This is a genomic window from Catelliglobosispora koreensis DSM 44566 (genome assembly GCF_000379685.1).
GTDB lineage: Bacteria > Actinomycetota > Actinomycetes > Mycobacteriales > Micromonosporaceae > Catelliglobosispora > Catelliglobosispora koreensis.
On record NZ_KB903249.1, the window covers coordinates 844,793 to 858,341 of the forward strand.

At 64.6% G+C, this 13,549-nt stretch carries 20 protein-coding genes and 1 pseudogene; 7 read left to right on the forward strand and 14 right to left on the reverse strand.

Going from position 1 to position 13,549, the window contains the following annotated elements; genetic code table 11:
* Positions 1–21 precede the first annotated feature (21 nt).
* From A3E1_RS0103945 to A3E1_RS46915, 4 genes are all read right to left on the reverse strand, one after another.
* Complete coding sequence (locus tag A3E1_RS0103945; protein ID WP_157631299.1) at positions 22–351, reverse strand: hypothetical protein; 330 nt, start codon at positions 349–351, stop codon at positions 22–24.
* A gap of 104 nt (positions 352–455) precedes the next feature.
* Positions 456–635: a hypothetical protein gene (locus tag A3E1_RS0103950; protein WP_020519439.1), complete on the reverse strand. Its 180-nt coding sequence runs from the start codon at positions 633–635 to the stop codon at positions 456–458.
* Positions 632–1,315: a hypothetical protein gene (locus tag A3E1_RS0103955; RefSeq protein ID WP_020519440.1), complete on the reverse strand. Its 684-nt coding sequence runs from the start codon at positions 1,313–1,315 to the stop codon at positions 632–634. The genes A3E1_RS0103950 and A3E1_RS0103955 overlap by 4 nt, the downstream gene beginning before the upstream one ends.
* Positions 1,305–1,535, reverse strand: coding sequence for a hypothetical protein (locus A3E1_RS46915; protein ID WP_157631300.1), 231 nt, complete (start codon positions 1,533–1,535; stop codon positions 1,305–1,307). The genes A3E1_RS0103955 and A3E1_RS46915 overlap by 11 nt, the downstream gene beginning before the upstream one ends.
* 223 nt (positions 1,536–1,758) lie before the next feature.
* Between A3E1_RS46915 and A3E1_RS0103965 the strand changes: the two genes are divergently transcribed.
* A complete protein-coding gene (locus tag A3E1_RS0103965; RefSeq protein ID WP_026208064.1) occupies positions 1,759–2,301 on the forward strand; it encodes a flavodoxin family protein in 543 nt (180 codons plus the stop codon).
* Between the two features lie 172 nt (positions 2,302–2,473).
* On the opposite strand, the gene A3E1_RS0103970 is transcribed toward A3E1_RS0103965, so the two are convergent.
* Positions 2,474–3,304, reverse strand: coding sequence for a universal stress protein (locus A3E1_RS0103970; protein ID WP_020519443.1), 831 nt, complete (start codon positions 3,302–3,304; stop codon positions 2,474–2,476).
* Between the two features lie 197 nt (positions 3,305–3,501).
* On the opposite strand from A3E1_RS0103970, the pseudogene A3E1_RS49060 reads away from it, so the two are divergent.
* Together A3E1_RS49060 and A3E1_RS47675 are read left to right on the forward strand one after the other, a co-directional pair.
* Positions 3,502–3,606: pseudogene (locus A3E1_RS49060) on the forward strand (hypothetical protein); the annotation flags it as partial.
* Positions 3,607–3,714: 108 nt separating this feature from the next.
* Positions 3,715–4,044: a thioredoxin family protein gene (locus A3E1_RS47675; RefSeq protein ID WP_026208066.1), complete on the forward strand. Its 330-nt coding sequence runs from the start codon at positions 3,715–3,717 to the stop codon at positions 4,042–4,044.
* 231 nt (positions 4,045–4,275) lie between these two features.
* Here A3E1_RS47675 and A3E1_RS48780 read toward each other — a convergent pair whose 3' ends face one another.
* The gene (locus A3E1_RS48780) at positions 4,276–4,398 is read right to left on the reverse strand and encodes a hypothetical protein (RefSeq protein ID WP_281167358.1); all 123 of its coding nucleotides are present in this window, start codon (positions 4,396–4,398) and stop codon (positions 4,276–4,278) included.
* Between the two features lie 521 nt (positions 4,399–4,919).
* Entirely contained in the window at positions 4,920–5,123 is a 204-nt protein-coding gene (locus A3E1_RS0103985) for a hypothetical protein (RefSeq protein ID WP_020519446.1), read from the reverse strand.
* 75 nt (positions 5,124–5,198) lie between these two features.
* Between A3E1_RS0103985 and A3E1_RS0103990 the strand changes: the two genes are divergently transcribed.
* Complete coding sequence (locus A3E1_RS0103990) at positions 5,199–5,423, forward strand: MMPL family transporter (protein WP_157631368.1); 225 nt, start codon at positions 5,199–5,201, stop codon at positions 5,421–5,423.
* 17 nt (positions 5,424–5,440) lie between these two features.
* Here A3E1_RS0103990 and A3E1_RS0103995 read toward each other — a convergent pair whose 3' ends face one another.
* The 4 genes from A3E1_RS0103995 to A3E1_RS0104010 are packed head-to-tail and all read right to left on the reverse strand — an operon-like array spanning position 5,441 to position 8,704.
* Entirely contained in the window at positions 5,441–7,027 is a 1,587-nt protein-coding gene (locus A3E1_RS0103995; RefSeq protein WP_245571074.1) for a M28 family peptidase, read from the reverse strand.
* The gene (locus tag A3E1_RS46920) at positions 7,027–7,224 is read right to left on the reverse strand and encodes a hypothetical protein (RefSeq protein ID WP_157631301.1); all 198 of its coding nucleotides are present in this window, start codon (positions 7,222–7,224) and stop codon (positions 7,027–7,029) included. The genes A3E1_RS0103995 and A3E1_RS46920 overlap by 1 nt, the downstream gene beginning before the upstream one ends.
* Before the next feature lie 59 nt (positions 7,225–7,283).
* A complete protein-coding gene (locus A3E1_RS0104005) occupies positions 7,284–8,330 on the reverse strand; it encodes a permease (RefSeq protein WP_020519450.1) in 1,047 nt (348 codons plus the stop codon).
* The gene (locus A3E1_RS0104010) at positions 8,327–8,704 is read right to left on the reverse strand and encodes an ArsR/SmtB family transcription factor (RefSeq protein WP_211215849.1); all 378 of its coding nucleotides are present in this window, start codon (positions 8,702–8,704) and stop codon (positions 8,327–8,329) included. Before A3E1_RS0104010 ends, A3E1_RS0104005 begins: the two co-directional genes overlap by 4 nt.
* 71 nt (positions 8,705–8,775) lie before the next feature.
* Here A3E1_RS0104010 and A3E1_RS0104015 point away from each other — a divergent pair, with 71 nt between their 5' ends.
* Positions 8,776–9,210 (forward strand): DUF2703 domain-containing protein, encoded by a 435-nt coding sequence (locus A3E1_RS0104015; RefSeq protein ID WP_026208068.1) that lies wholly within the window; start codon positions 8,776–8,778, stop codon positions 9,208–9,210.
* Positions 9,211–9,278: 68 nt separating this feature from the next.
* On the opposite strand, the gene A3E1_RS38830 is transcribed toward A3E1_RS0104015, so the two are convergent.
* The gene (locus A3E1_RS38830) at positions 9,279–10,076 is read right to left on the reverse strand and encodes an FAD-dependent monooxygenase (protein ID WP_157631302.1); all 798 of its coding nucleotides are present in this window, start codon (positions 10,074–10,076) and stop codon (positions 9,279–9,281) included.
* An 80-nt stretch (positions 10,077–10,156) separates the two neighbouring features.
* Between A3E1_RS38830 and A3E1_RS38835 the strand changes: the two genes are divergently transcribed.
* A complete protein-coding gene (locus tag A3E1_RS38835; protein WP_245571075.1) occupies positions 10,157–10,783 on the forward strand; it encodes a sigma-70 family RNA polymerase sigma factor in 627 nt (208 codons plus the stop codon).
* 91 nt (positions 10,784–10,874) lie between these two features.
* On the opposite strand, the gene A3E1_RS49065 is transcribed toward A3E1_RS38835, so the two are convergent.
* Positions 10,875–11,261: a DUF6458 family protein gene (locus A3E1_RS49065; RefSeq protein WP_020519454.1), complete on the reverse strand. Its 387-nt coding sequence runs from the start codon at positions 11,259–11,261 to the stop codon at positions 10,875–10,877.
* 427 nt (positions 11,262–11,688) lie between these two features.
* On the opposite strand from A3E1_RS49065, the gene A3E1_RS38845 reads away from it, so the two are divergent.
* Positions 11,689–12,381, forward strand: a complete 693-nt coding sequence (locus A3E1_RS38845) for a PP2C family protein-serine/threonine phosphatase (protein ID WP_051104775.1) — start codon at positions 11,689–11,691, stop codon at positions 12,379–12,381.
* A gap of 63 nt (positions 12,382–12,444) precedes the next feature.
* On the opposite strand, the gene A3E1_RS0104040 is transcribed toward A3E1_RS38845, so the two are convergent.
* Positions 12,445–12,780 (reverse strand): MerR family transcriptional regulator, encoded by a 336-nt coding sequence (locus A3E1_RS0104040; RefSeq protein WP_020519455.1) that lies wholly within the window; start codon positions 12,778–12,780, stop codon positions 12,445–12,447.
* Positions 12,781–13,549: the final 769 nt, after the last annotated feature.

A 13,549-nucleotide genomic window follows, 5' to 3' on the forward strand; every position in this document is an offset into this window, starting at 1 on the left:
GAAAAGCCGCCGTAGCTGTCATCAGCGCACCGAAGGCTGCGCGCAGACCGGCACTGGCGCTGCCCCAGCTACCGCCCGAAGCTCTACCAGCATCAACACAGACAGTCCGAAAAGGAGGAAACCAAGCCGGGCAAGCCACGTGCCAGACAGCGCTTGCGCACCGGATGCGCTGGCGGTGTTGGCAATCCACGAATAGCTAGGCGGCATTAGCGCCGGTGCCGACGCCAGCGCACTCACCGATGCGAGCAGCCCAGACAACACCAGCGCGGCGCATGAGCGACCCATTGCGCCTTTGCTTTTCGGCTCACTGGCTAGCACACGGGTGGTCTGGCGCATCCACGTCCGAGCCATAACGTGATCGTCGCGTACTTAGCTGCTTTTACGGCAGGGGCGACGGTCCCACATCACCAACTTGGCCAGCCGTAGCGTACGTCCACATCGGACTAGAGGCTCGTCTATGAGATTCCCGGCCGGATTTTCTCATTGCCGGCGGGCTGAAGGGCGGGGCCAGCGGGCAGGTTCACCATTAGGAGAACAACCGCTATCAGGTACGCCAGAACGATGAACGGCTCTTGCGGATCGAATGCCGTTGCCCCGGGCACGTCCACCTGCGCCTGGAAAGCCAGCGCGGTCATGTACTGAGCTGGTGTACCAGGCCGGATATCAGAAGCACAGCCGCTGCGGTGTATCCCCATGCGGCACGGCGCCAGAGCAGAACCGCCGCGAGCACGTAGGCCGGCACAAGCAGCGCGAGGTCCAGCACATAGGACAGATGAACGCTGTCAAGGGACTGGACGAGCAAGGTGTCGGCCGGCAGCTGGCCAGTCAGCGTCAGTCGCAACGAGGAAAACACCCAGAATGCCCCGATGGGCAGCGCCAGCAGTAAAAGGAGAATGCTGACTGTCCTGACCGGAGTGCGCGGCTGGAAGCTTGCGGCTATGCCTGCGACATTCGTGTTCGCCAGCGTCAGCACCAGTGCGTAGAGGGATGAGGAGAACACAGCCACGTGCAAGAGGAAGGCGTCGTTAAAGGCTGTCCCAAAAACATAAAACGCGTAGGCATACACGACGTAGGCCAGAGTCCCGGCCCATGCCAGCTGCGCGCGATGCCCGCCCCTGCGCTCGAAGATGCTGGCAAAAAGCAATGCCGGGGCTGCGATCACTAGATTCACCAGGTCGTAGGCGCGTAATACTGTTTCGGCGGCAAGCGGCTCCCGGTACAGGCCGGGCATCAACAATCCTGCAGCCGACGCTACGGCCATGAGCGCTGCCACGACAACGGTCAGTGCTTGCGCCGATTTGAGGTTACGGGACATGGGACTCACCGTTGTCATGATTATTGCTGGGTACGAGCAGGACGGTGCATTCAGCGTGCACCGCAATGTCCTGGCTGCCCCGGGTTCCGATCACGATCATTTCGCGTCTAAGCGTGCCGTCAGCCGCGTGGGCCTGCCACAACGCCGCAGTAAGGATGTCTTCGCCGGCGCTGCGGCCAATCCCGCCAACGATGGTGGGCGCTAGAAACCGAGGTCTCATCAGCTTCACCTCTTCTGGATTTCACCGTCCCACCAGTGCGCCGCCAGCGGGCAGAGGCATGCGCCCTCCCGCGTCAGGGTCGTTGGACCCGGCACCGCTTGCCGCACGCGCCCCAGCCCCGGGCGTGATTTTCCAAACGGGCGCTTCAGTGCAGGCCGTTGGTCTTTACGTGCACGGCACGACGGCCCTGAGCGCTGGTCAGCGCCGTACGAACACTTGAGGTATGCGAGCTCTTGTTATTTACGAATCCATGTTTGGCAACACCCAGCTGATTGCCAAGGCTGTTGCCGAAGGCCTAGCCCGCCACGGAAAAGCCGATCTGATCGAGGTCAGCCAGGCAACAGGCCCTCTTCCCGCAGATCTCAGCCTCCTCATCATTGGAGGCCCGACTCATGCCTTCGGGATGAGCAGAGCCAAGACTCGCGAAAGCGCCGCGCAGCAAGGCACTGGCCCTTTGATATCACCGGGCGAGGGCATCAGAGAGTGGCTGGAAAACGCACCAAAGATCAGTCCTCAGACGCTGACCGCAAGCTTCGATACCAAAATCGCCAAACCGGCCTGGCTGCCGGGCTCGGCCGCCCGAAGTGCCATGAAGCGGCTAAAGCGGTTTGGGCTGCCGATCGCAGCGCCGCCGGAAAGCTTCTACGTAAACGACACCACCGGACCGCTAGCCGATGGCGAGCTAGCTCGCGCGCAGCTGTGGGGCGATACCTTGGGCAGCCTCGCCGCACGCAAGGCCAGCACATCCTCTGGCATCACACCGTAGCGGGACCGCTGGGCTCTACTCGGCCGTGCTGGCTTAAGACGGAAGGTGGCGTCCCGGAATGCTCTTGATGAGGAACGCCAGCCCGGCGCGGTAATCACGACTTCGCACCCGCAGGACCAAAAGCCCCATCAATCCACTGTCGATTTTGGAGCCTCAGACTCCAGCTACTGGCCTACCTCACCACAGCGACTGGGCAGTGGGCGTGGTGTAGCAGGCTGTGGCCCACTGAGCCCAGAAGCATCCCTTTGAAACCACCGGTTCCGCGAGCTCCAAGGGCCACGAGTTGCGCTTCGGAGGAAGCCTCGACAAGAGCCGCACTTGGGCGGTCCGCGACCAGCCGCAGAGAGAACTTCACCTCTGGGTACTCCTTACGGGCAGGGTCCAGCGCAATACGCAGCGCGTGCCGTTCCGCTGTGTCGATTTCGCCGAGTGGGTCAGGCCCCGGCCGCCAGGCCCGGACCGCCACCACGTCACAGCCGCGCGCACTCGCCTCAGCGAAACCGAATTCAGCTGCCCGCTGTGAATATACGGATTCGTCCACACCAACAACTACTGGCAGCGGACCATCCGGCGTGGATTTGCCGCCGCGCACGACGATGGCGGTGCATTCTGCATGCACCGCAACAGAAGCACTGGTAGACCCGATGAGCATTCCAGAGAAGTATCCCATCCCCCGTGATCCGGTTACTACCATGCCAGCGGACTTGGAGAGCCGGCAAAGCGCTCCGGTCGCGGATCCGTCCAAAATGGAGACTTCTCCGGTGTACCCGGTGGCAGCCTTGGCGTCCGAGGCGAGTTTGGCGGCGATGTCGAGACGCTCTTGGCCGCTGAGCCACCCAATGTCGCCTGGAGCGACGTATACCGGCCACTCGATAGCATGAACAACCTGCAGTTGCGCGTCACGCAGAGCCGCTTCACGCATAGCCCACGCCAGCGCCTGATCGGCTCCCGGCGATCCGTCATAGCCTGCCACAATCGGCCCGGCCAGCTTAAGCCCGTCCATGAAACGCAGCGTATGGCGGGAACGGAGGATAGTGTCAGAGCCTTAAGTCCCGCTTGGCTGGGACACCCCCTTCGGGGGCCGGTGACGGACGGGCCTACCCTGCAGCAGGGGCGTTCAAGGCGCTACGCACCAGCAGCATCGATCGTTGGAATGCCCGAACAATCCCTGCGCGGAGCTTGCACTGTCAGTGCCCGATGATGTCGGCAGAACTATCGGCTCGCCTTGGCGAAATCCCAGCTGGACGGTCTGCCGTCGTGCACTGCGCAGGCGGCTACCGATCCTCGGTCGCGGCCAGCCTGCCGCGCCATCACGGCCACACCGACGCGTCTGACCTCCTTGGCGGGTATGCGGCCTGGAAAGCACCTTCGCCACGGCCAGCTAAGACAGGAAAGAACCATGACAACCATGACCTGACGGAAGATACATTCCCTAGCACGGTCAAGCGTGAAGGCATCGTCCTGGTCGACTGGTGGGCCGGATGGTGCGGGCCCTGCCGCGCTTTCGCACCCGTTTTCCTAAGGGCCAGCATCCATCACGACGATGTCGTGTTCGCAAAGATTGACACCGAAGCGCAGCCGCGGCTCGCAGCCGCCGCTCAGATCCGCTCAATCCCTACGCTGATGGCATTCCGCAACGGAATCCTCGTTTACAGCCAGCCCGGCGCGCTCCCACCGGCCGCGCTTGAACAACTTATTTCCGCTGTCCGCGAATTGGACCCGCACCAGGCGCAGGCCGCGTAACGCCAGAGAAACCAGGAGCTTAAACGATGTGCCAGCGAACAACCTGCCGCACTTGCGGCAAAGCCACCTACCGTGGCTGCGGAAACCACGTCGAGCAGGTACTCGCCGGAGTGCCCAAGTCGCAGCGCTGCGCTGGCAACTGCCATCCCACCCAGAAAGAGCCCGGCAGCGGATTCTGGTCACGACTGCGTCGCCGGTAACGCGAATTGCAGGACCGGCGGAGTACCGGCGTCAACGGTCGAGGAATTGGCCCAGGCCATAGAACACCGTGACCCAGCACCCCAGCGTGCACAGAACGAAGATGGACAGGACTGCGCCTGCCATCGCGGTAATCCGCCAGGTGTCAGCCCGCATGGTTGCAGGCTAGGCCGGGACCAAGACTGGGCCCAGGGCTGAAAGTCCCCTCGTGGCCGCGATAGACGCGGGCCGAAGCACGAAATGACACCCGTCGGCCGGTGATCATGAGTTTCGCTCGGCGGTACCCATCTTGATGATGGTGGGTCATGCAGCTCGGCTGCCTTTCCACTTTCCGTCTGCTACTTGCTTATGGCCTTGTCGGCGGGTGCCACCTTCAGATTCTCCCACCGGGCACCTAATGGCTAGGGCCGAAGGTCCGCTTTAAGCCGCTGGGCTGTTGTCGCAGCGCGTCAACCCTTTCTGGCGAGGTCGACAGCCTGCCCGAGCGTCTGGCCGCAGAACCAGTTGCACCTAAACCCGTAGCTGGCGGGACCCTCCTGCCGCCGCCGGGCGACTATCGGGCGGCAGTACCGGCTTCCAGCGGCGGGAAGCCGACCGCGGGCGGGAGCCGTACGGTGCGGAACCCTAGGACGGCAAGTGGGTCCACGCCCCGTGCTCGCCAGATCGCATCCGTGCGATCACGACGGGCAGCCTGCATGATTGATCAGTGCATGACCCGTGGAGCCGAGCAATAGGCCGGTGAAGCCGCCGAGCCCGACGGCTGCGATGAGGGGAGCGTGAAAACGTGTGGCGATGCCGGCGTATTTCTTGACCTTCTCGTTGACGGCATCGGCGAGACGGCCAGTGTGTACTGGCCCGGCAATCTCGCTTGGCGGGGCCAATTGAGTATGCAGTGGCCTTGGTGATTCCCCTGGGCGGCCAAAGCGGTCGGCCAGAACGGCAAATTCGTAGCCGTTATCACCACGGCTGCGGGCCTGATTGTGGTGGTGTTCGCGGGGTTCGCCGCAGGCGACCTGCTCATCATCAAGCAGCTCGGGGTGGGGCTGGCGATCGCGGTGCTGCTGGATGCCACCCTGATCCGCCTGCTGTTAACGCCAGCGCTGATGACGTTGTTGAAGGAACGCAACTGGGCCGGGCCAGCCTTCGCACAACGGGCCAGCCGCAAACTCTGGCACTACTGACCCTGTGCTGGCGTGCCTCAACCTTGAGGCACGCCAGCTGTTTCACTGCACCGGGATACCGTTTCGAGGGCGAGGCCGGCTTGGGTCCAGTCGCGTTTGCCGCCGGTATAGCGGCGCACATTTGTATAACCGAGCAGGGACAGATGGCGGGCTACTCGAAGCGAGGCGTCGCATCCGGCGTCGCCGCAGTACGCGGCGATCGGTGCGCCCTTGTCTGGCAGGAGTTGTGGGGCGAGTTCGGCGACGCGGCGTGGCCGGATGTTGAGTGCACCAGGTAGATGCCCTCGGGCGTAGACGTCTTCCGGCAGGGCCTCCACCGCAACGATTTCGCCGTCCCGGAGCAGTTGGGCGAGCTCATCACGGCCGATCTCGTGTATTGCCGTTTCGGGCGGCGAGGCCGCAAGCTTGTCCACGGTGGACAGCAGGAGCCGGACCGCTGCCACAAGGACTTCAGGCTGGACCCGGTCGGGAGTTTCGGCGGGGGTTTGGTAGCCGGGCATCCCCATACCGATCCCGACAGTGGGCAGTCCTGCGGCAGTGTAGCGGCGGTTGTCTGAGCGCATCGCCTGCGCCCGCAACGGCATCCCGGTCTGCCGGGCCGCCTGATCCAGCGCGACAAGGAGGCGGTGCGCGGGGCCGCCGGCCTCCACCACCGCAGGCTTATCCAATGCCGCCGCCCCATCGAGATTAATCACAAACGTGCCCGCCGGGACGTGTGGTGCGTGGCGGGCCGATCCGTGCAGGCCGCTTTCCTCCCCGTCAAGCAGCGCCACCGCCACACCAACGTGCGGGTGGGTTGCGGCGAGAATCCGGGCGGCTACGGCAACGGCCGCGACTCCGCTGGCGTTGTCGCACGCGGCTGGATGCCGCAGCCCGTTTGGGTCGTCACCGACACCGTCAAAATGGGCCGTCAGCAGAACGGATACCTGGCCCGGCTGAGCAACACCGAAGACACCATGGACATTGACGGCGGTGATATCCCTGGGGCGCAACGGAACCGACGCACCCAGCTCTGCGCCGCCCTGCATAGCGGCGGTGGTCATCTGCTGCTGAATATCGGTACGCACCGAAACCACTGGCAGGGCGGCGGTCGGCGGGCCGCCGACCATTTTCGGCATCCAGCCACCGTCATCGACACCCCTGGGGACCACTACGCCCAGCGCCCCTTGGGCTGCCGCCTGCGCGGCACGTTCGGCGGCGTACTCGCTGTCAAGCAGCCACACCCCAGCCGGATCGCCGCTGCCCATTAGGCGCAGCAGGCCGGTGGCCAGCTGCGGCAGGTAGGTGGAGGCGAGATGCTCGGCGAATTCCCGCCGGTGCACCAGGCCCCAGCGGCTGGCGCCGTCTGTCCAAGACAGAACCGGTGTCACATCGAGGGTTCGCACGGCCCCCGTGACCGCGAACTCGTCCACCGTCACCGCCGCACCAAGGGATTCCAGATGGGTGGCCAGCCACTGGGCTGCGGCGTGCCCGCCCGATGTTCCGGCCTGCCTGCCGGCGAAGTCATCGGCGGCAAGCCGGGCGACGACCTCCATCATCCGGTCCGCGGACGGTTCGGCAGATCCGCTGGAGTGCAACGGTTCACCAGTCGCTGTGGCGGTCATCAGCAGCACCCGGCCGGTTCCGCGGCTGGTTCGCAACAGGCGCTGGCGGTGCTGACCGCTGGGCTGGCGCAGCAGGCGGAGGAGTCGGTGGCCTCCGCTGTGGAGCAGCAGCCGTTGGGGTCGGCGGGCGGTTTGAGGGCGGCGAACGGGTCGCCGGCGAACCCGCCGGACAAAGTAGTGGTGTGTTCGGTGGTCATGGTGTCTCCCGTGAGGTCGAAATTTTTCCAGGTGGCTTAAGGGATTGGCGGTATCTGGTCTATAGCCAGAGGGGTGCGGTCCAGCCGAGCAGCAGGGCTCCGGCGAGCAGACAGCCGATCACCAGGGCGACGATGCCGGCCCGGGCGATGACGAACATGCCCGAGATCGCGCCGATACTCGTGCCCGCCCCAGTGACGAGAAAAGCCAGCGCCGGGCCGGGGCCCATGCCGCCGTGCATCAATGCGGCGACCATCGGCAGAGCGCCGTCGGTGTTGAGGTAGACCGGGATTCCGGCCACAGCGGCGATAACGACTGACCACGGGCTGCTCCCGCCGAGGTACTGGCTGATCCAGGCGGTGGGGACGGCTTCGATGAGTAGATAGCCGACGGTGGCGAAGGCGAAGAAATACAGGGCCAGCCGACGTGCGGTGACGCCGATTTCCTGTGCCAGTGCGTCTACTTTGAACCGTGCCCGCCATGTCACCGGTGCCACTACCGTCACCGAGGTGAGGGTCAAGGTGCTTCCCACAGGAGGCCCGCCGGCCGCGGTGTTCTCGGTGGTGCAGCACGCCGGGGTGTTAGCTGGAGCAGCGGGTGGAGTTGTTGCGCAGCAACCGGTTTCGGCCTCCGCGGCTGGGCGAAGGCGTGCCTGGCCGGCCAGGGCACCGGTGCGCTCGATGGCGTGGGTGACCGCACCAGCGGCAAGACCGAGCACGATCGCGGCGATGAAGAACGTGTTGGCAAACGGCCACCCGAATAGCCCCGCCGACAGCACATACTCCTGCGGGCTGGTCAACGGTGAGGCGACCATGAACGCCGCCAAAGGTGCCCACGGCACCCGCGACGCCAAAGCCCCAAGCACGACAGCGGTGGTGCCGCAGGAACAAAACGGCGTGAACGCCGCCAGCGCCACAGCACCCACAACCGCGATAACTACGTTGGCACGCAACGCACTGGCCAGCCGGTCGGCGCCGATATAGGTGGTCAGCGCTGCCGCGACCACGATGCTGATCAGCAGGAACGGCCACACCCCGGTGAAGGTGTGCCACACCTGCCCCAAAGCCCGCCCCACCACACCGGTAGCCCACTCGAAGACGGCGTTCATGAGGTGCCGTCCGGGGGTGGCGGGGTCTCGACCAGGCACCAGGCCAGGTCGATCAGCCCGACCACGCAGGGGTCGGCGATGCGGTACCAGATCCGGTTGCCGTCGCGGCGCGACGCCACGATCTGCTTGTCTGTCAAACGCTGCAGCTGGTTGGAAACCGCCGAGGACTGCATACCCACCGACGCACACAGCTCGGTCACGGTCAGTTCTTTGGTGCGGGCCAGGGCGTGCAGCAGCCGCAGGCGGGTGTCATTCGCGAGGACTTTGAAGATGCCCTCCAGCCGCGTCGCGGCCGGCGGATCCATCAAATCCCGGTCCCGTAGTGCCGGCCGTCCGGCGGTTCCGGCAGGGCCGGTCGCTTCATTACTCGTCACGAGATTCACTGTTACACAAACATGTGAAATAGTGAAGCAGTCGCATGTAGACACTTTCCGGAAGGCATGAGATGGATGAGGCACAACGGACTGCCGAGGTCGAGTTCCTATACCTAGATCTTTCGTCGTACGGGCCGTGTGTGGCCAGCGACGCCAGCCTGCGTGAAGCAATCGCCTTGCTGGAACCCGTACCGGATCAGGCCGGGACCACCCTGCACCTGCGGCCGGTTCAGGTCAGCTCAGCCGGGCAAGCCGAGAAGCTGCGGCTGGAATCGTCGCCGACGATCCGGGTCAACGGCACCGACATCAGCGGCGAGCTGGCCGAAGCCGCATGCGGTGACTGCACCACGTTGAGCGCCGGCACGGCACCGGTGGCATGTGCGGGTGTGGAACTGGAATGGACGGCAGCACACCGAGGCGCCGGCGGGGCTGATCATCGACGGGGTACTGCGCCAGCTCTACGGAAACACGGCCCCGCGGGCCGCAGGCTGGATATGGCGGCCTAGGGGGCAACCTGGCCGGGTTCTTCGGTACACCAGCCGGCTCCAGACCTGACGGCGCCGGGCTTTGACAGTTAGGGCCGTACCGGAAGCCAACGGTCCAGATAGGAGGCCAACCCGGCAATGCCGGTGCCCTGGAATCCAATGTGCCCGTCGGGGCGCACCAGCAGGATCGTTTGCTGGGCTAGTTTGATGCCAAGGCGGGCCAGTGCCTGCTCGTTTCCTGGGCCGTGAAGATGTTGCACGGCAAAAACATCAGGCCTTCCGTTCACGAGCCTGGTCACGTCATTGAGGCCGTCGCCGCCGCACAGCAGCAGATGCCAGCCAGGTTTCGCCGTCAGCCTGTGCAGAGAAGTAGCTGAACCGGCGGCTATGGGTGCATCGGGGAGCCGGTCACCAGCCCGCAGCCTGCGCCGCACGCCGGGAGCATCGGCCGACAGCGGGCTGTTGCGGTAGCCGATCCCTAGCTGCGACACTGTGCGGAACATGTAAGCCCGGCCAAGCTTCGCTTTGAGTACAAGGGGGATAACGGCTGGGGCCAGGCGAGTGCGGGCGAACCGCACGACAGGATTGGTGGAGGTGGCGATCGTGAACGCGCGGTCGGACGTGCGCAGCACGGCCCGCCCGATCGGCGCCCGCTCAATCTGATAACTGTCCACAATGGATGCTGGGCAGATGCCGTGCAGCGCGGCGGCCAGTTTCCAGGCCAGGTTTGCCGCGTCCTGGATGCCAGTGCTCATACCCTGCGCTCCGGCCGGGGAATGAATGTGGGCGGCATCGCCAGCCAGGAACACCCGCCCGGACTGATAATGCTTTGCGGCACGGTGGTGCAGCCGGAAGTTGGTCATCCACACCGGATCCCGCAGCCGCACCCGCACCACCGGTATAGGCGGCGCACAAGGATTGCAGCTCCGCCAAGCCGACTGGAGCGCCGGCCGGGGTCGGGTCACCTTTGGGACGCATCACCAGCAACCGCCAAGACGCAGGGCGCACCAGGGGGAAGAAGAACAGCATCCCGCTACCCGACAAGAACACGTGCGCCGCACCAGGCTCGATGTCGTCAGCTTCCAGGTCGGCCAGGACGAACGTCTGCGGATACGAGCTTCCCTCAAACGCGATCCCGGCCAATTCACGCACCCGCCGGATGCAGGAACTGCACATGCAAACCAGCCGCGCCATCCCGGTGCTGACCCAGCTTTTAGGCCGCACGCCAACCGTGGGGGATCTGGCTGTCTATCTGCGACTGTCCGAAAAGGACACCCGTGATGGCCTGGATTCCCGGTTCGCCTACCAAACCCGGTCACTGGATCAGCCCGCCAGCGATGACGGTGAACGTGAACTCGGGCACCTGTTCGGCGGGCTGGACAGCCGCATGGAGTTGGTACCCGACCGCCACGCCCTGGCCCAGTATGTTGCCGGGCTGCCCGCCCGTGACAGGTCTATCCTCAGCCTTCGGTTTGCCCAAGACATGACCCAGCGCGAAATCGCGCAACGGCTTGGTATCTCGCAAATGCATGTTTCGCGGCTGCTGGGCCGCTGTTTGAAAGACCTCCGCACTCTGCTGCTCAGCCAGCAGTAGCCAGGTACCTTGATGCCCAGCGGGAGGCGGCCCGCTGGGCATCGACGTCCTCGATATTCATCGAAGTGAGGCCTTCGAAAGAGCGCCGCACTCAGTCGCCTTGCCTCGGGCTCTGTGACGCGGCCGGGACCGGGGCCGTTGCCGTGACGGTGTTGAACGTCGCAGGGTGCGGCTGTTGTGGCATCACCGTCGTGACGGTCGCAGGCTGCGGCTGTGGTGGTGTCACGGTGGCCGGTGGTGCTGCGGCATCGTTGTAGGCACGCGGCGGTCCGGGGACCTGGCGCTGCCGTACCGCTGTGACGGCTTCGGGCACCCTGCTCTGGTTCCAGAAGTAGAAGAACAAGATGAGCCCGCCGACCCCGGCGACCATGAGGATCGCGCCGATGACGTTGATGTCGATTGCGCCGATGCTCCAGTCGACGGCCCAGGTCAGAATCGCGCCCAAGGCGATGAGGAAAATGCTTGCGCCTATACCCATACTCCTGTGGTGCCCACGGCGCGGATTCTCAGACGCCTTCGCCTGTGCCAACATCTGACAACGTCACTGGGGTACCGGGCTTGACGCACGGCAGCGGTTGCGCGCTCCTATTTTTGGGTTGTTTGCCATGTGGTTAATTGGGTTTCTGACTGGATTGTGTGTCCGATATGGACCCGGCTGCGGCCAGCGGCGGCGATCTGGACATGCAGCCGCATGTGGCGGTGGCTAACTTGATGGGGCACCTGATCGCCGCGAAGCTGCTACGGCGACCGACTCGAACAGTTCCGCCGCACCCGCCCTATGTCTGCGGCATCGGAATTGTTGTGGCGGATGCTTCCCCCGCGCACCTTCACCTGCGCCGAGCTGGGTCATCAGTGCCACCTTGTGCCCGCCGTATACCGCTGGTGGTGACGCCTTTGACTACGCTGTGAACGCCGGAACCGCGCATGTGGCGGTCTTTGATGGCACGGGCCGCGGCATGTACGCCGGGCTGGGCACCGCAGTGGCTCTCGCGGCGACTCGCGCCGCCCGCCGCGCGGGCAGCAAAGTCGACGCCATGGCCGCCGCTGCAGACACCGAACTGGCAGCTCAGTTTAGTGATTGCCGGTTCGCCAGCGCGATACTCGCGCAGCTCGATCTCGGCACGGGCATTTTGAGCTACATCAACGCCGGGCACCCCGAACCCGTGCTGCTTCGCGGAACGAATGCTGTGCGCACTCTTAGCGAAGAACGTCGGCTTAGATCCCTGACCGGCGCGGCCGCCGCCAGCATCGCCCAGGAGGCTTTGGAACCCGGTGACCGGGTGCTGCTTTACACCGACGGTGTCATCGAAGCCCGCAGCCCAGACGGCGAACTGTTCGGCCGCGACCGCCTGGTTGACCTGGCCACCCGCACGCCATCGACCACTTGTCAGCACCCGAAGCAACCCGGCGCCTCACTGAAGCCGTCATCGGCCACCTCGGCGGCCCGCCCACCGGCGACGCCTCATCATGGAATGGTCACCTGGAGCCGCCGCCAAAACGCTGCCCTAGACACCATTGCGGCAGACTGGCCAGATGCCGGCAACCGGCGGCAAGATCGAGGTTTGCTGGCGGGAAGTTCGGCGGGTCACCGCGAGTGAGCGTAGCGCTGTTCCCATTGGCCAGTGACACCGATGGCCGCGGCTTTGCCTTGTTGTGGCTGCTTAGGGTGTGGCGTTGCGTTGCTGGTCGCGTTCGTATTGGTGGTTGAGCTCGAGTGCTTCGGCGAGCTGGTCTTCCAGGATCACGATGCGGCAGGCGGCTTCTACTCCGGTGCCCTGGTCGGCTATTTCGCGTACCCGGGCGGCCAGGCGCAGCTGGTAGCGGCTATAGCGGCGGTGCCCGCCTTCAGACCGGGTGGCGTCGAACAGGTTTGCTGCTTCGACAGCGCGCAGGAATGCCGGGGTAGCGCCGATCATTTCGGCGGCGCGGCCCATCGTGTAGGCCGGGTAGTGCTCGTCATCGAATTTGTCTGGCGACGTGGTGTCGTCAACGGTCATATACATCCTTTTCTGCTGAACGCGGGTAAGGGCCCCGGCACCTTTTCGGCGCCGGGACCCTGGGGAGAATTCGAGTTATCTACCATCACCGGCCGTTACGTTGCACCGGTTTTCGTCGTGCCCGCTAGCCCGCCGTGAGGCAGGGGTGCGGGGCTGTGGCGTGGATATTGACCGGGGACCTCCTTGACGTTGACTGGGGTCTGCGGTTCCCACCGGCGCGTGACGCGGCCACGTGGGCAATCCGATGGCGTTACTCCTCTCCCTGGTACCTGCTTCACACCAACTTGACTGTTCTTGCACAGATATCACGGTTGCCCGCCTATCTGCGCCGCGAGTCATTCTGCAGCCCTGTTCGCTTGCGTGGCCGCAAAATCTTTGTCGCGGGTTTTTCTCTGTGGCAGGTCGCCTGCGTTAATCGTTCTTCGTAACGAGTAAGAACATACACACGCTCTGAGGACATGTCTACTTCCGCGGGCACAGAATTTCGCTGTATCCCGCGCAGTGGTCCTGAACTGGCGAGACGCCTCTCCGCGTCGTGCAAGCGGTTCGACCGGGCCAGGTTAGGTGGCGGGACGCACTACCTCGCCGCCTGGAATTCCAGGCGGGTTACAGGCCGTACATGCCCCGGGATGCTGCTGACGGCGGTGTTGGGGCTAGGAATTGCCGGGCACTGGCTGTCACGGGCCGGTAGCTATCTGGTTTTGCCGCAGGCAGATAGCCGTACGACAGAACTTCAGAAAATCTGTAAGAGCGGGAGTAGACATTGCCT